The organism is Kitasatospora sp. NPDC059648 (assembly GCF_042734825.1).
GTDB lineage: Bacteria > Actinomycetota > Actinomycetes > Streptomycetales > Streptomycetaceae > Kitasatospora.
In genome coordinates this window covers 1-16135 of record NZ_JBHWDU010000092.1, presented here as the reverse complement: position 1 = coordinate 16135, position 16135 = coordinate 1, and the positions used below count along the sequence as shown (strand labels likewise).

General features: G+C 74.9%; 14 protein-coding genes. 12 read left to right on the top strand and 2 right to left on the bottom strand.

All coding sequences use genetic code 11. The annotated features are described in order from the left end of the window. Positions 1-1724: 1724 nt before the first annotated feature. The 9 genes from ACFV1W_RS34280 (at position 1725) to ACFV1W_RS34240 (ending at position 9706) form a co-directional block, all read left to right on the top strand. A complete protein-coding gene (locus ACFV1W_RS34280) occupies positions 1725-2048 on the top strand; it encodes a hypothetical protein (RefSeq protein ID WP_380421171.1) in 324 nt (107 codons plus the stop codon). Positions 2049-2137: 89 nt separating this feature from the next. After that, positions 2138-2563: a phage tail protein gene (locus ACFV1W_RS34275; protein WP_380421170.1), complete on the top strand. Its 426-nt coding sequence runs from the start codon at positions 2138-2140 to the stop codon at positions 2561-2563. 54 nt (positions 2564-2617) lie between these two features. Continuing rightward, the gene (locus ACFV1W_RS34270) at positions 2618-3340 is read left to right on the top strand and encodes a LysM peptidoglycan-binding domain-containing protein (RefSeq protein WP_380421169.1); all 723 of its coding nucleotides are present in this window, start codon (positions 2618-2620) and stop codon (positions 3338-3340) included. Continuing rightward, complete coding sequence (locus tag ACFV1W_RS34265; protein ID WP_380421168.1) at positions 3337-5115, top strand: VgrG-related protein; 1779 nt, start codon at positions 3337-3339, stop codon at positions 5113-5115. Before ACFV1W_RS34270 ends, ACFV1W_RS34265 begins: the two co-directional genes overlap by 4 nt. A gap of 43 nt (positions 5116-5158) precedes the next feature. Beyond that, on the top strand, positions 5159-5470 hold the full coding sequence (locus tag ACFV1W_RS34260; protein WP_380421167.1) for a PAAR domain-containing protein: 312 nt from the start codon (positions 5159-5161) through the stop codon (positions 5468-5470). Beyond that, positions 5467-5919, top strand: a complete 453-nt coding sequence (locus ACFV1W_RS34255) for a GPW/gp25 family protein (RefSeq protein ID WP_380421166.1) — start codon at positions 5467-5469, stop codon at positions 5917-5919. Before ACFV1W_RS34260 ends, ACFV1W_RS34255 begins: the two co-directional genes overlap by 4 nt. Next, the gene (locus tag ACFV1W_RS34250; RefSeq protein ID WP_380421165.1) at positions 5919-7880 is read left to right on the top strand and encodes a putative baseplate assembly protein; all 1962 of its coding nucleotides are present in this window, start codon (positions 5919-5921) and stop codon (positions 7878-7880) included. The genes ACFV1W_RS34255 and ACFV1W_RS34250 overlap by 1 nt, the downstream gene beginning before the upstream one ends. Next, the gene (locus ACFV1W_RS34245) at positions 7877-8440 is read left to right on the top strand and encodes a phage tail protein I (RefSeq protein ID WP_380421164.1); all 564 of its coding nucleotides are present in this window, start codon (positions 7877-7879) and stop codon (positions 8438-8440) included. Before ACFV1W_RS34250 ends, ACFV1W_RS34245 begins: the two co-directional genes overlap by 4 nt. Positions 8441-8443: 3 nt before the next feature. Continuing rightward, the gene (locus ACFV1W_RS34240) at positions 8444-9706 is read left to right on the top strand and encodes an NADase-type glycan-binding domain-containing protein (RefSeq protein WP_380421163.1); all 1263 of its coding nucleotides are present in this window, start codon (positions 8444-8446) and stop codon (positions 9704-9706) included. A 189-nt stretch (positions 9707-9895) separates the two neighbouring features. On the opposite strand, the gene ACFV1W_RS34235 is transcribed toward ACFV1W_RS34240, so the two are convergent. Further along, positions 9896-10105 carry an agmatine deiminase family protein gene (locus ACFV1W_RS34235; protein ID WP_380421162.1) on the bottom strand — a complete coding sequence of 70 codons (210 nt, stop codon included), beginning with the start codon at positions 10103-10105 and terminating at the stop codon, positions 9896-9898. A gap of 244 nt (positions 10106-10349) precedes the next feature. Between ACFV1W_RS34235 and ACFV1W_RS34230 the strand changes: the two genes are divergently transcribed. Beyond that, entirely contained in the window at positions 10350-11060 is a 711-nt protein-coding gene (locus ACFV1W_RS34230; protein ID WP_380421161.1) for a hypothetical protein, read from the top strand. Positions 11061-11082: 22 nt separating this feature from the next. Here the strand turns inward: ACFV1W_RS34230 and ACFV1W_RS34225 are convergent, their stop codons facing one another. Beyond that, complete coding sequence (locus ACFV1W_RS34225) at positions 11083-12660, bottom strand: phytoene desaturase family protein (RefSeq protein ID WP_380421160.1); 1578 nt, start codon at positions 12658-12660, stop codon at positions 11083-11085. A gap of 128 nt (positions 12661-12788) precedes the next feature. Here ACFV1W_RS34225 and ACFV1W_RS34220 point away from each other — a divergent pair, with 128 nt between their 5' ends. Together ACFV1W_RS34220 and ACFV1W_RS34215 are read left to right on the top strand one after the other, a co-directional pair. Further along, positions 12789-13181, top strand: a complete 393-nt coding sequence (locus ACFV1W_RS34220) for a hypothetical protein (protein ID WP_380421159.1) — start codon at positions 12789-12791, stop codon at positions 13179-13181. After that, entirely contained in the window at positions 13181-15751 is a 2571-nt protein-coding gene (locus ACFV1W_RS34215) for a DUF4132 domain-containing protein (protein WP_380421158.1), read from the top strand. Before ACFV1W_RS34220 ends, ACFV1W_RS34215 begins: the two co-directional genes overlap by 1 nt. Positions 15752-16135: the final 384 nt, after the last annotated feature.

The following is a 16135-nucleotide window of genomic DNA, read 5'->3' as shown; positions in this document are numbered from 1 at the left end:
GGCCTGACGGCCCACGTCAGCCAGGGGCCCGCCCCGAGCCTCGGCCCGTCGACGTCCTGCCCGTCCAGCGCACGTCGTCCGGGCGGCCCGCCGGTACTGCCCCGCGCACCCCGTCGCCGCCTCCCCCTGCTCGCACGCGTGGGGGCCTGGGCGCGCCGCTCGACGGGCTGCCGCCGTCGGCGGCAGCGCCGGGCGGCTCTGCGCCGACGCCCGCCGGGCGTCGACCGGGCCGGCGTGTCGTGGGCCCCGCGGCGGGTGACACCGGAGGCCGAAGTGTCGGAGGCTCGGCGGAGCGGAGTACGCCGTCGCCCGGCGAAGGGCCGCGTGCGCGGCGTGCCACCGCGCGGGCTGCCGGCAGTGCGACCGGCTCGACTCCGCTCCCGCAGGCGGAGAGCGGCGGGCGGGCTGCGGCGCGGAGCGGCCGTGCCGGGCCGCGGGCCAGCAGCGGCCCCGGGGGTGGGGGCGGCCCGGTGAAGCCCGTGACTGTTCCCGTGCGTCCGGCCGCCGGCGGCTCGGGCGTGCAGCGGGCCGCCGAACTCGTCGGCAGGAGGCGCGGGCTGATCGGCGAGCGCCCGATCCCGGTCGCCCTCGCCGCCCCGGCGCAGCCCTTCACGGGCAGCACCACCGCACCCGGGGATTCCCGTACGCCACCACCCCCGCCGCCCGTGGTCCCCGCGGTCTGGCCCCACGCGCTCGCGTCCCGCGCGGACGACGACGGTCCGGCCGCGCGGCCGTCGCGGACTTCCGGCGGCGGCCGGGGAGGCGGGATCGCCGCCGCTCCGCAGCGCTCGGGCTCACGCCGCTCGCCGGGTGCGGGGGAGGGCCGGGCCGCGGCCGGGCCGTCGGTCGCAGGAGCGGCGGGCGGATCGTCGGGCGGATCGTCGGGTTCAGGCGTGGCGCGCGGCGTCGTGGGTGCTGTGCAACGTGCGCGTTCCTCCCGTGCGGTCGAACGCGGGACCGGCCGGGCGGCCGCCGATCCTCCCGCGGCGCAGGGGAGTTCGGCACCGAGCGGTGCGCCGGGCACCGCCGCGGCGGGCCGGTCGTCCGGTCCGGGTGTGGTCCGTGGGGTGGTAGCCGCGCTGCAGCGCTCGCGTGTCCGGCGTGCGTCGGAGCGTGGGGGCGGCCGGACGGCTGTCGGCCGTCCTGCGGTGCCGGGGAGTTCGACCCCTCCCGGTGTGCCGGGTGCTTCAGCGGCGGCGGGTGAGGCCGAGGCCGCCGGGCAGCGTCGGCGCTCACGGAGCAATCGGGCCGATCGTTCGTCGACGCGGGGGAGTTCGGCTTCGCCGGCTACCCCTCCGCGGCCGGCCCGGCCGAGCGGTGGGCTCCAGCGTCGCCGTGCGGCGGCGCAGCCGCCCACGCACGTGGTGCGCCTCGCGCCCCCTTCGGTTCAGCGGCTTCCGTCACCGGAGCAGCCGGCAGGGCCTTCGCCGGTGGTTCCGCGAGCGCTGCCGCCCGGGCACGCGGCGACTGCTCCCCCCGTGCCCGTGGTGCGGCTCGCACCCCCGGCGGACCTTCAGTCGCTCCAGCGGTTGCCGACCGTGTCCCGGCCGCTTCCGCCGCCGTCACCGCCGTCACCGCCGTCACCGCCGTCACCGACACTGACACCGGCAGCGGCTGCTCCTTCGCCGGCCGCGTCGCGGCCCCTGACGCCCGCACGCCCCGCGAGCGCCCCGCCCGTCCTGCCCGTACCACCCGTACCGCACGCACCCGGTACGGCGCAGCTGTTGCAGCGGGTGGCCGAGCAGGCGGGCCTGTCCGGGGTGCCGTTGACGGCCGTCCCGGCGAGTCGGCCGAGCACCGTACAGGCCGCCCCGGCGAAGGCGGCCGGGGCAAAGGCCTCGCCGGCGGCCTCCGGAGCGGCCTCCGGAGCGGTCTCCCGAGCGAAGTCCTCCCCGCCCGCCGAACCGCCCGGGGCTCCCGACGCTGCCGGGCCGGCCGATCTGGACGAGCTGGCCCGGCGCCTGGTCGAACCGGTCGGCCGGCTGCTGCGCACCGAGCTGCGCCGGGGCCGGGAGCGGGCCGGAAGACCGTACGACCTGCGCCGCTGAGCGCGGGACCACCCACGACGAGACCGGCAACACCGCGCAGCAGCTGGCGAGCAGCAAGCGGCAAGAGGCACAGCAGGAAACGGGGACCGATGACCGACAGCATCTTCGCGAGCAGCGTGTTCTTCAGCCTGACCATCGGCGGCAACGACCTGGGCGAGTTCACCACCTGTTCCGGCCTCGGCGCCCAGGTCGAGATCGAGCAGTACGCGGAGGGCGGCAACAACGGCTTCTCCTGGCAGCTGCCCGGCCGCATCACCTGGTCGAACATCACGCTGACCCGCGCGGTCACGGCGGACAGCGCCAAGATCGCGCGGTGGCTGGGCGAGATCGTCCGGAAGGTCGAGCCCAAGGACGGCGAGATCGTGGCGCTGCGGCCGGACCTGAGCCGGATCGTCGGCTGGCAGGTGCTGGGGATCGTCCCGGTGCGCTGGGAGGGCCCGTCCTTCGACCCCGCCAACTCACAGGCGGCGGTGGAGAGTCTGGAGATCGCCCACGTGGGTCTTCGCCCGTCCTGATCCCGGTTCGCGGTTCGCACCGAACTCCGTCCCACCCACGTAAGGAGCAGCAGGATGTCCCCGGCGGTCCCCGCGAGTGTCACCCGGGCCCAACTGACCATCATGGAGCCCCCGTCCACGGTCGGCGCCCAGCCCGGCGGCGCGATCGCGCGGCTTCCGCTGCAGTTCAACCCGGCGAGCCTGGTGCTGCGCAAGACCACCGAGTGGCGGCGCACGCCGTCGCGGATGGCGGGCCAGTCGGCCTTGCCGGAGTTCGTCGGCAGCGGTCCGCGCTCGCTGTCGCTCGACGTGTTCCTGGACTCGACCGCGACCCACGACAACTCGGTGGAGCGGGCGGTGGAGCAGCTGATGACGGCCTGTGTGCCCACTCCGACGAGCCTGGCGCGCAAGACGCCGGCCAGCCCGTGGATCCGGCTGGACTGGGGCACCCTGAAGACGACCTCGTTCAACGGGGTGCTGACCGGCCTGTCGGTCACCTACACGCTCTTCGACGTGGACGGCAATCCGCTGCGCGCGGTGTGCTCCCTCTCGATCGACGAGGCCAGCGTCGACCCGGCCGGGCAGAACCCGACCTCCGGCTCGCCGGAGGCCCGCAGCACCCACCGGGTGATCGCGGGCGACAGCCTGCCGCTGCTCGCCTGGCGCGCCTACGGGGACGCGACGGCCTGGCGCACCATCGCGGAGGCCAACGACATCGACGACCCGATGGTCCTGGTCCCCGGGTCGGAACTGATCGTGCCGGGGATCGACGAACTCACCCGGGGCGGGCGGCGATGACCACTCCCGAGGCCCGTGGCGGCCGGCCGTTCGCCGCGGATCCCGTCGTCGAGGCGCCGGGGCCGCTGCCGCCGGTCTGGGCGGCCCAGCTGGTGTCCTGCGACATCGAGGAGAGCGTGGGCCTGCCCGACACGGCGGTGCTGAGTTTCCGGGACGCGGACCACACCTTCCTGTCCGCGACGGGCATCACCATCGGCACCGAACTGCGGGTGTCCGTGGTCACCGTGCAGGGGCACACCCAGGTCCGGCTGTTCACCGGCGAGGTGACGGCGCTGGAGCTGGAGGTGGACACCACGGGCTCGTACACCGTGGTGCGGGCCTCGGCGGTGACCCATCGGCTGATGCGCGGGCGCCGGGTGAAGGCCTTCCGGAACATGACGACCGCCGACATCGTCCGCGAGGTCGCCGCCGGTGCGGGCCTGTCCTGCGGGCGGGTCGACTCCTTCCCGGTCGTGCACCAGCAGCTCTCCCAGGCGAACGTCCCGGACTGGGAGTTCCTCCAGTTCCTGGCGGTGGAGAGCGGCGCGCAGGTGCGGGTGGACGACGACGGGAAGCTGGAGTTCGTCCGGCCGCAGCCCGCGTCCGGCGCGCCGGCGCCCACCACGCCCGCGCCGCAGAACCCGCTGGTGCTGGAGTACGGCCGCAACCTGCTGGAGCTGCGCGGCGTGCTGACCGGCGCGGCCGGCGCGGACACGGTCGAGGCGCGTGGTTGGAACGTCACCACCAAGAGCGCCCTGGTGGCCGCCGAGCCGTCGGTGGCCTCGCCGGGCGTGCTGCCCGGGATGAGCCCCTCGGTGGTGGCCTCCGCCTTCCCCGGCCAGGCCCGGCTGACGGTCGCCGACACGCCGTACCGGACCCAGGCGGAGACCACCGCCGTGGCGCGCTCGCTGGCCGCCTCGGTGGCCGCGGGCTTCGGCGAGCTGGAGGCGGTCGTCGAGGGCAATCCGCGGCTGCGGGCGGGGACGGCCGTCGCGCTGGGGAACGTCGGCGCCGCCTTCTCCGGCCGCTACACCGCCACCGGGGTGCGCCACCTGCTGGAGCCGTTCCGCGGCTACCGGACCACCGTGGTGGTCAGCGCGTCGCCCGACCGCTCGCTGGCCGGACTCGCGACCGGGGGCAACGCGCCGCCGCGCGGGCCGCGGATGCCGGGCCTGGCCGTCGCCGTGGTCACCGACCTCCGGGAGCCCGGGAACGGGCAGCGCGGCTGGGTGAAGCTGAAGTTCCCCTGGCTGGACGACAGTTACGTCTCCGACTGGGTCCGCACCGTGCAGTGGGGCGGCCACGGGGGCGGCGGCGTGGTCAGCCCCGAGGTCAACGACGAGGTCCTGGTCGGCTTCGAGCAGGGCGACCTGGACAGCCCGTACGTGCTGGGCGGCCTCTACAACGGCGTGGACCGGCCCTCGCCGCACGACGTGCCGCTGGTCGACGCGACCGCGGGCAAGGTCAACCGCCGTTCCGTGGTGTCCCGTTCGGGCCACCGGCTGGAGCTGCTGGACGTGCCGGGCGGTAGTTCCGGTGTCCGGCTGGCCAGTGGGGACGGGAAGCTGGAGGTCCGACTGGACCAGCAGCGAGGGGAGATCGTGCTGACCGTGCACGGCGCGGTCGGCGCCGGGACGAGCACTGTGCGCCTGTCGCCCTCCGGCATCTCCCTCGACGCGGGCACCGGCGCGGTGGACGTGCGCGGCGGATCGGTGACGATCCGGGGCACGACGGAGGTCGCCGTGGACGGCGGAGCCCTGGCGGTGATCAAGGGAGCCTTCGTGCACATCAACTGACGGCGCGTCAATCAGATCCAGCGGAACGGAACGGAGACCGTACATGCCCCCCGCAGCCCGGAGCGGCGACCCCACCGATCACGGCGGCGCCCTCACCACCCCGCCGCCGGGCGCCCTCGCGGTGGAGACCGTGCTGATCGGCGGCCGCCCCGCCGCGGTGGTCGGCAGCCTGCACGCCTGCGTCCCGCACGCGGAGATGGGCCCCGCCAACCTGGTGGAGCCCGGACTCGGCACGGTGACGCGGGGCGTGACGCTGATCGGCGGCTTCCCCGCGGCCCGGACGGGCGACAGGACCACCTGCGGTGCCGCCATCATCGGCGGGGCGTTCGACGTGCTGATCGGGGGCCCGGCGTGACCAGCAGCTTCATCGGCCGGGGCTGGGCCTTCCCGCTGCGGGTGAACGCCACCGGCGGCATCGGCATGGTGGAGCGGGACCGGGAGATCGCGGAAGCCATCCGGCTGATCCTCGGCACCGCCCCCGGCGAGCGGCCGATGCGTCCGGAGTTCGGCTGCGGCATCCACGACTACGTCTTCGCCCCGGGCGACAGCTCCACCGCCGGGCGGATCGCCCGCGAGGTGCGGATCGCGCTGGAACGCTGGGAGCCGCGGATCGGGGTCGACGACGTGGTGATCGCCTTCGACCGGGTCGAGGAGGGCACGCTCTACATCGACGTCCACTACACCGTGCGGGCCACCAACGACCGCCGCAACCTGGTCTTCCCCTTCTACACCATCCCGGAGTCGCCGGAGGCGGAGTTCCCGGCCGCGGGCTTCCCGGCGACGGTGACGGGAGGCGAGCGCTGATGGCTCTGCCCTCCCCGAACCTGGACGACCGCCGCTTCCAGCAACTCGTCGACGAGGCCAAGCGCTACGTCCAGCAGCGCGCGCCGGAGTGGACCGACCACAACGTCTCCGACCCGGGCGTCACCCTCATCGAGACCTTCGCCTACCTGGTGGACCAGCTCCTCTACCGGCTGAACCGGGTGCCGGAGAAGAACTACGCCGCCTTCCTCGACCTGTTGGGCATCCGGCTCTTCCCGCCCGCCGCGGCCCGGGCCGAGGTCGACTTCTGGCTCTCCGCCCCGCAGCCCGAAACGGTCCTGCTGCGGGCCGGTACCGAGGTCTCCACCCTGCGGACCGAGACCGACGACGCGGTGGTCTTCGCGACCGCCGAGGACCTCCCGATCGTGCCCAGCTCGCTGGAGCGGCTGGTCACCGTCTCCGCCGCGGGCGAGCACTCCGACGCCACCGCCCGGCTGGCCGACGGCGCGGACGTGCCCTGCTTCCAGCCGCGCCCGGCGGTCGGCGACGCCATGCTGTTCGCCCTGCCGGCCGTGGTGCCGCGCTGCATCCTGGCCGTCCGGCTGGACAGCCGGGTGGAGGGCGTCGGCGTCGACCCGCGCCAGCCGCCGCTGGCCTGGGAGATCTGGGACGGCGCGCGCTGGATCGGCTGCGAGACCGGCGGCGACACCACCGGCGGCCTCAACCGGCCCGGCGAGGTCGTGGTGTTCGTGCCCGCCGGACACACCGCTTCGGTGGTCGCCGGCCGCCGGGCCGGCTGGCTGCGCTGCCGGGTCACCGAGCCGCGCCCGGGCCAGCCGTTCTACTCCGAGTCCCCGACCGTCCGCCGGGCCGAGGTGTTCACCGTCGGAGGCACCGCGACCGCCGTGCACGCCCAGACCGTCACCGACGCGCCGCTCGGCACCTCCGAGGGCGTCGCCGGCCAGCGCTTCCGGCTCGCCCGGCCGCCGGTCCTGCTGGACGGCGGCCCGCCGGTGGTCGAGGTCTCGGCCGGAGACGGCTGGCAGCCGTGGACGGTCGTCGAGCACTTCGGCGACTCCTCGCCCACCGACCGGCACGTGGTGCTCGACGCGACCACCGGCGAGTTCCAGCTCCCGCCCGCCGTCCGGGAGCCCGACGGCAGCCTGCGGGCCTTCGGTGCGGTGCCGCCCAAGGGCGCGCGGCTGCGCGTCCCCCGCTACCGCACCGGCGGTGGGACGGCGGGCAACGTCGCCCGCAACACCGTCACGGTGCTGCGCAGCTCCGTCCCGTACGTCGCGCGGGTGGACAACCGCGAGGCGGCCAGGGGCGGGGTCGACGGCGAGACCGTCGAGAACGCCAAACTGCGCGCCCCGCACCAGCTGCGGCTGCAGGAACGCGCCGTCACCGCGGGGGACTTCGAGCTGATCGCCCGGCAGGCCGCGCCCTCCGCCGCCCGGGTCAGCTGCGTACCCGCCGAGGACGGCGGGGTCGGAGCGGTCCGGGTGCTGGTCGTCCCCGACGCGGTCGCGGACGAGGGCGAGCGGCTGCGGTTCGAGCAGCTCATCCCCGACGAGCAGGTGCTGGCCGCGGTGGCGACCGCCCTGGACGAGCGGCGGCTGATCGGCACCCGGATCCTCGTCCAGCCCCCCACGTACCAGGGCGTCACGGTGGTCGCCCGGCTCACCACCCGCGCCGCGGACCCCGACCGGGTGCGCGAGGCGGGCCTCGACGCCCTCTACCGCTACCTCAACCCGCTGCGCGGCGGCGCCGACGGCTCGGGCTGGCCGTTCGGCCGGGCGGTGCAGTACGGGGAGGTGTTCGCCGTGCTCCAGCGGGTCGCCTCCGTCGCGGGGGTCGAGGAGCTGCGGCTGTTCCCGGCCGATCCGATCACCGGCCGCCGGGGAGCACCCGCCGAGCGGGTCGACGTCCCCCCGGACGCCCTGGTCTTCTCCCACCAGCACCAGATCGTGGTCACCACGGCCGACCAGGACGGGGCGTCATGACCAGAGCCGCCGTTCCCGGGCTGGCCAGCCCGCACCCGATCGGCGAACTGCTGCCCGCGCTGTTCGCCGAGGACGACCTCGCCCAGCGCTTCACGGCCGGGCTGGACACCGTCCTCGCCCCCGTCTTCGCGACCCTGGACAACCTGCCCGCCTACTTCCGGCCCCGCCTCGCGCCGGCCGACTTCCTGGACTGGCTGGCCTCCTGGCTCGCGGTGGACGTCGACCCGGCCTGGCCGGAGGAGGTGCGGCGCGCGGTGGTCGGGCGGGCCGTGGAACTGCACCGGTGGCGCGGCACCCGGCGCGGACTCGCCGAGCGGCTGCGCCTGGTGCTCGACGCCGGTGCCGAGATCGCGGACGGCGCTGGAGTCTCCTGGACGACGGCCCCCGGCGGCGCACCGCTGCCCGCGCCTGGCGGCGAGGTGCTGATCCGGGTCTGGCCGCTGCACGGCGCGGGGCTGGACGAGGACCAGGTGCTGGCCGTCGTCCGGGCGGGCTGCCCGGTCCATCTGACCTGCCGGGTCGAGGTCCTGCCCGGCCCACCCGGACGAACGGAGGGCTGACGGATGCCGGTGTGCCCGGACTGCGGGACGGTCAACGGGGAGGGGGACGACTTCTGCGGCAACTGCGGTGCGTACCTGGGGTGGTCGCGGACGGCCGCCGCGGCGCCCGCGCCCGTACCGGCGGCGCCCGCGCGGACCGGGCCGGAGCCGGTGCCGACGGCTGCCGCGGCGGAGACCGGGTCCGCCGCTCAGACCGAGCCCGCCGCTCCTGCGCCTGCTCCGGCTCCGGACGCGCCCGTCACCGGACGGACGGAGACCACCTGGCGCAACGTCTCCCGGCGGGTCACCGCGCGCAGCAGGCGGAACCAGCCGACCGCCCCGGCCGCCGGACCACCGACCGAACCCGTCGTGGAGCCCCCGGCCCAGCAGGTCCACGGACCGAGCCCGAGCCCGACCCCGGAACCGGTGCCCCCGTCGACCGCCGCTGAATCGAAAGCCGATCCGAAAGCTGATCCGAAGACCGAACCGAAAACCGAACCGCAGGCCGACCCGGTGGCCGTCCAGCCCGCCAAGCCCGTCGCACCGCGCCCCGTCGTCCGGGCGTCAGCGGCCGACGAGGGCCAGGACGGCCCGCCCTGCCCCCGGTGCGGCACCCCCAACCTGCCCGAGCGCCGGTTCTGCCGCCGCTGCGCCGCGCCGCTGTCCGTCACCACGCCGCCGCCGAAACTGCCCTGGTGGCGCACCCGTTGGCCGTTCCGCCGCCGGGTGCGGATCGGCGGCTCGGGCAACGCGCTGCGCCGCACCATCGCGCTCGCGGTGCTCGCCGCGCTGGTGGTGGCGGGGATCCTGTTGTACCCCGTCGGCGTGAGCGCCTTCCAGGACGTGCTGGACAAGGTCCGCAGCACCGCCCCGATCACCCCGTCGCTGACCTCGGCGAGCGCCGCCGTCGAGGGCCGTCCGGCGACCGCGGCCGTCGACGGCCTCAGCAACACCTACTGGGGAGCGCCCGCGGTCGGGGACTCCGTCAGCTTCACCTTCCGCACCCCGTTCCGGCTGGTCGACCTGATCATCCACACCGGCGCCTCCGCGGACCCGGAGCAGTTCCGGGGGCAGGCCCGTCCGCTGGTCCTGTCCCTGGAGGTCACCTCCTCGGACCGGGAACTGCACCGCAAGGAGATCACCCTCAACGACCAGCCGGGCCCGCAGACCGTGGCGACCGGGATCAGCGACGTCGTCCAGGTGAAGCTCACCGTCCGCGAGGCGGCCGGAACCGGCTCCGGCCGCACCATCGCCCTGGCCGAGGTGGAGTTCTTCAAACGCACCTGAGCCCCCGGGAGCGGCGGCGTCCGGAGGAGTACGGGGAGGGCCGACGGCGGCGACTGAGAAAACGGTCAAGGTCGACGGCGAAGGCAACCGAACCATCCCGAGACGGCCCGGTCCGCCCGCACGCGGCCCATGCCCGCACCGGACGCCCCGGGCCGGCAGGTGAGGACAGACCCCGGGCCGGCCCGTCGGTCATCCCAGGGCGGGGATGTCGTGGGTGGCGCAGTGGATGCCGCCACCACCGGCCGCGATCGCGTCGATCCTCACCGGCACGGTCTCCCGGTCCGGGAAGTACTGCTTGAGGACCTGTTGCGCCCGCTCGTCGGCCCGGGCGTCGCCGAACTCCGGCAGGTGGACGCCCGCGGAGCCGACGTCCACCCCCTTACCGGGGGCGCGACGCAAGATCGCTCCGCGGGCTGAAAGTCCCGTCAGGTGGGACGCCGGGGCCGGTGCGGCGCTTCCGTCCCCGGCCGCGGGCGAGCGGCCGGGTCGGCTTTCGGACAAGGTGGGCCCCGGGGGGCGGAATTCTTGGATCCTCCGCTGAATTTTCACGCGGCCACCACCTAGGGTGACTCTCGTTTCGCTGCCGGGCAGACCGGTTCGGTGGGACTCCGATGTTCCCCAACACCCGTGGAGGACGCAGGACATGATTCTTCCTCAGCTCTGGAAGCGAGCGAGGGCACTGGTCGTCGGGCGGGGGGCCGGGGCGGTCACGGCGGTGGTCGCCCTGGTCGCGGCCGTCGCGCTGGGCGGCACGGCCTCCGGCATGTCCGTGGCGGAGGCCAAGCCCGCGTGGGGCTTCGCGGGCAAGTGGGCCTGCTCCGGGCAGCCCGTCGCCGCCGGGAACGTCATCACGGACCACGACCCCGCGGGCTGCGGCGGCTACGGTTCCTGGTACCAGCAGCCGGTCAAGGACGGGATGTGGACCTGTTCCGGCTCCCCGGTGGTGGCCGGCTACGTGATCACGGACCACCTGACCTCCGGCTGCCGGGGGATCGGCGCGTGGCGCCACAACCTCGTCCACGACGGCGTCTGGACCTGTTCCGGCTCGCCCGTCGTGCCCGGCTACGTCATCAGCAACCACCTGCGGGCCGGCTGCGGCGGCATCGGCGCCTGGCAGCACAGCCTGCCGCACGACGGGATCTGGACCTGCTCGGGCTCCCCGGTGGTGGCCGGCTACGTGATCACCGGCCACATCACGGCCGGCTGCGACGGCGCCGGGGCCTGGCGCCACAACACCGCCCGCGTGGGCCTGTGGACCTGCCCCGGTTCGCCCGTCCCGCCCGGCTTCCGCTCCACCAGCTACAACGCCGGCGCCTGCGACGGCCTCGGCGGCTGGGTGCTCGCCCGCGCCTAGCCGACAGCATGACCGCGGGCCGTCAGGGGACCGGCTCCGCCAGGACGGCCTGCGCCGCATTGTGCCCCGGGATGCCGCTGACGCCGCCGCCGCGGACGGCGCCCGCCCCGCACAGCAGGACGTTCGGGTGGGCCGTGGCCACGCCCCAGCGGGCGGCCGCGCCCGACGGCTCCTCGTCGGCGAAGGGGAACGAGAGGTCCCGGTGGAAGATGTGGCCGCCCGGCAGTCCGATCTCCTGCGCCAGCTCCGGCGGCGTCCGGGCCTCGACGCAGGGCCGTCCGTCGGCGTCCGTGGCCAGGCAGTCGGCGATCGGCTCGGCCAGCACCGCGTCCAGCTGCGCCAGGCTCGCGGCCAGGGCACGCTCCTTGGCCGCCGGATCGCCGAAGAGCCGGGCGGGCATGTGGAGGCCGAACAGGGTCAGGGTCTGCAGCCCCCGCCGGGCGGCCTCCGGGCCCAGGATCGACGGGTCGGTCAGCGTGTGGCAGTAGATCTCGGACGGCGGCGCCGAGGGCATCCGGCCGGCCAGCGCCTCGGTGTACGCGGTCTCCAACCCGCGGTAGCCCTCGGCGATGTGGAAGGTCCCGGCGAAGGCCTCGCGCGGGTCGGCGGCGGCGTCCCTCAGCCGCGGCAGGCGGCGCAGCACCATGTTGACCTTCAGCTGGGAGCCCTCCGGCGCGGGCCCCGGCTCCTCGCCCAGCAGCCGGGCCAGGGCGGCCGGCGCGGCGTTCACCAGGACCTTGGGCGCCGCCACCGTCGTCTCGCCGCCCCGGTGCCGGTACGTCACCTCGGCGTCGCCGCTGCCGTCGGTGGCGACGGCGGTGACCTCGCAACCGGTCCGGATCTCCGCGCCGGCCGCCAGCGCCGCCCCGGCCAGCGCGTCGGTCACCGCGCCCATCCCGCCGACCGGGACGTCCCAGTCGCCGGTTCCGTTGCCGATCACGTGGTAGAGGAAGCAGCGGTTCTGCCGGAGCCCGGGATCGTGGGCGTGGGTGAAGGTGCCGATCAGCGCGTCCGTCAGGACCACCCCGCGCACCAGGTCGTCCGTGAACGCCCGCTCGACGGTCTCGCCCAGCGGCCGCTCGAACAGCGCCGTCCAGGCGGCCTCGTCGTCGATCCGTCGGCGCAGCTCGGCGCGGGCGGGCAGCGGCTCGGTGAGCGTCGGGAACACCCGCCGGGCGACCTCCCCGGTCATCCCGTAGAAGCGCTGCCAGGCCTGCCACTCCCGGTCGCCGCCGGTCAGTGCCCGGAACGACGCCCGGGTGCGGTCGGGGTCGGCCGCGTCGACCAGCAGCCCGGTGGGCTTCCCGTCCCGCTCGGTGGGGGTGTAGGAGGCGATCCGGCGCCGGCGCAGCTCCAGCCGCAGTCCGAGGTCCCGGACCACCTTCCGCGGCAACAGGCTGACCAGGTAGGAGTAGCGCGACAGCCGGGCGTCCACGCCCGGGAACGCCCGGGTGGAGACGGCGGCCCCGCCGACCCGGGGCAGCCGTTCGAGGACCAGCACCCGCCGGCCGGCCCGCGCCAGGTAGGCGGCGGCCACCAGTCCGTTGTGCCCGCCGCCGACGATCACGGCGTCGTACCGGGAAGACACCATCGTGGTCATCCGGTCACGGTACGGCACCCGGGCGGACCGGGGAACAGGTGCGCACGAACCCGGCCCGTGGCGCGGAGCCGGGCACCGGATCCGGCCCGCGGGGCGGGCTGTCGGTGCCGGTGGCTAGGGTCTGCGGCATGGCGACAGTGATCTTCGTCGACGAGACGACATCGGGGGTGCGGCGGGACGCGTGGCGCCTCGCCGTCGCGGAGGAGCGGTTGACGCTGCGCGAGCTGATCCGCCGCCGGGTGCACCGGGAGGTGGCCGAACACAACGCCGGCCGCTCCGCGTTCCACGGCCTGGTGCAGCCGACCCCGGCCGAGCGGACCCTGAACGCGTACCGCCAGCCGGAGGCGGACCGCGCGGTGGACCCCGAACGGCAGTTCCTCCGCGCCGTCGAGGCGTTCGGCCGCAACGGCTTCCTGGTGCTCGTCGGCGACCGGCAGGTCGAGGAACTGGACGCCGAGCTGGACCTGCGCGCCGACACCGAGGTGTGCTTCCTGAAACTCGTTCCCCTGGCTGGTGGCTGATGACGACGACGACCGAACCCTTCGAGCCCGCGGCCGCCCGGCTGCTCGACGCGCTCGAAACCGGCCATGTGGACGAGATCGTGGGCGCGCTGCCGGGGATCGACGCCGCCATCGGCGGCGACTGGTCCGACGGGCGCGTGCAGCCGGTGCGCGAGCGGCTGCTCGGACTCCACCGGAACACCCGAACCGCGCTGGTGGCGGGCCTGGTGCAGTGGACACTGATGCTCTGGCGGCCCGTGGAGATCGATCGGATCAGGCAGGAACGCAGCGCGCTGTTCCGTCTGGCGGCCACGGTCTCCCGGGGCTTCCCGCCGGAGCCGGCCCGTGAGCTCCGCGAGGACCGCCTGCACCTGATGGGCCGCCAGTGGATCTTCGCCGAACTCCACGAGGCCGAGGCGCTGATCAGTGAGGAACTCGCCGCCGGCCGGCCGATCGACGCCGCGGTGGTCGCCGGCGTCCGCCGCAGCGCCCTGTCGATCCGGCCCCACCACAGCCTCGTCGTCGACCTCGCGGCGGCGCTGACCGAGCCGCTGCTCAGCCCCGGCGAGGCCTGGGCCGACCGGGTCCTCGCCGACGTCGCCGAACTCGATGCCCAGTTCGGTGCCGGGCTCGGTGCCGGGTCCGGTTCGGCCGGGGGAGAGAGCGGCCCGTGGACGGCCCTGATCGAACACGCCTTCGAGGTCAAGTCACCGAAGCCGACCGCGCGTTGGGAGCGGACCGGGCGGGCACTGATCGACGCGGTCGGCCCGGAGCGGGCCCGCGAGCGGATCACCGAGTGGCTCTCGCTGGTCGGCCGCCCGCGCACCCTCGACCTGGTCGCGGATCCGGACGGCGCGGGCGCCGACCAGCTCGACCCGTACAACCTGGACGCGCTGCGCGGAATCGCCCTGCTGCTGCCCCTGACCCCGGCCCATCCGGACAGCGCCCGGGTGCTGGGCCGCCTGGTCGGGTGCGCGCTGCGCAAGGTGCCCGGCATCGGCCCCCAGGCGCCGAAGGTGGCCAACGCCGCCGTGCACGGCCTCGCCCGCCTGGACGGCGAGGCGGGCCTCGCCCAACTGGCCGTCCTCACCACCAGGGTGACGTACAAGGGCACCGTCAAGGAACTCGACAAGGCGCTCCGGGACCGAGCGGCGGCGCTCGGCCTCGGTCGGGCCGAGATCGAGGAACTCGCCGTCCCCAGCTACGGAATGACGGAACCGGGCCGACGCGTCGAGCACTTCGGCGACGCCCGGGTCGAGGTCCTGGTGGAGGGCACCAGTGCGCGGCAGACCTGGTACAACGAGGCCGGCCGTCCGGTGAAGTCCCCGCCCGCCCCGGTGCGCCGTGAGCACGCCGACGGACTCAAGGAGTTCAAAGCCGAGGTCAAGGACCTGGAGAAGATGCTGGCCGCCCAGTCCGAGAGGCTGGACCGGCAGTTCCTGGCTCGGCGCAGCTGGCGGTACGGCACCTGGCGGGAGCGGATCCTGGACCACCCACTGGTCGGCACCCTGGCCCGCCGACTGATCTGGACCGTCGACGGGACGGCCTGCGCCTGGCTGGACGGCGCCCTGCGCACCCTGACCGGCGACGGGCCCGCGCCCGCCGACGACGCACCGGTCGAACTGTGGCACCCGGCCGGCCGCCCGACCGAGGACGTGCTCGCCTGGCGTGACCTGCTCGAACGCCACCAAGTCGTCCAGCCCTTCAAGCAGGCGCACCGGGAGGTGTACCTGCTCACTCCCGCGGAGGAGCGCACCCGGGTGTACTCCAACCGCTTCGCCGCACACGTGCTGCGCCAGCACCGGTTCCACGCGCTGGCCGCCGTGCGGGGCTGGCACAGCAACCTGCAGTACGCGGTGGACAACTCCTACCCCGCCCCGAAGCGCCTGCTGCCCGAGTGGGGCCTGCGCGCCGAGTTCCGGGTGAACGGCATGGACGCGGACTGGGGGGAGGTCTTCCCCCACCTGGGCACCGACCAGGTGCGCTTCTACCCGATCGACGCCCCGGAGAACCTCACCCAGGCCGGCAGCGGCCGGTTCGGGCCGGTGATGGGGCCGGGCGTGGTGACACCCGAGCCGGTGCCGCTCGCCGAGGTGCCTCCGCTGGTGCTGAGCGAAGTGCTGCGCGACGTCGACCTGTTCGTGGGCGTGTGCAGCGTCGGCAACGACCCGACCTGGTCGGACGGCGGGCCGGAGGGGCGCCACCGCGACTACTGGCAGGCTTACGGCTTCGGCGAGTTGTCGCAGAGCGCACGCGAGCGCGGCGAGCTGCTGGCCAGGCTGCTGCCCCGGCTGGCGGTGGGGGAGCGCTGCACGGTGGAGGGGCGGTTCCTGGAGGTCCGCGGTGAACTGCACACGTACCGCATCCACCTGGGCTCGGGCAACGTCCTGATGGCTCCGGACGACCGCTACCTGTGCATCGTGCCGGCCCCGGAGGACTCGGCCGACGGGTCGGCCGGTTCGTCGGGCGGGCCGTACCTGCCGTTCGAGGGTGACCGGATGCTGGCGGTGATCCTCAGCAAGGCGGTCCTGCTGGCCGATGACACGGCGATCACCGATCCGGCCATCACCGGCCAACTGGGGCAGCGCTGATTGCCATGGGGTAGAGCTCCGTGTCCTGGTGGACTGTGCTCCGGCATCCCCGCGGTAGGCGCGCCACCCTGCCCAGGGCTTCCCGCTCCTCCGTTGCGGCAGCCCCGGGCAGGGCGTTTGTCTAGAGCGCCGAGTAGGGGTACTGTCTCCCAGTCGCTCGGCAGGGAGCACCGGACACGCAGTCAGCGCGGACGGTCCCGGGGCGGCCAATCCACGGGAAACCACTACTTGCCGCTTCGGCATGCCTGTTTATCGGGATTGTGGCCCGATTCGCTTTTCGGAGCGGTGGTCGGCTAGAGTTTGGAACGTCGGACGGGGCGTCAAGCGCCGGAAGACACCGGCGAGTTGGATGACGAAGCCCCGGAAAACGGAGCGGAAAACGTC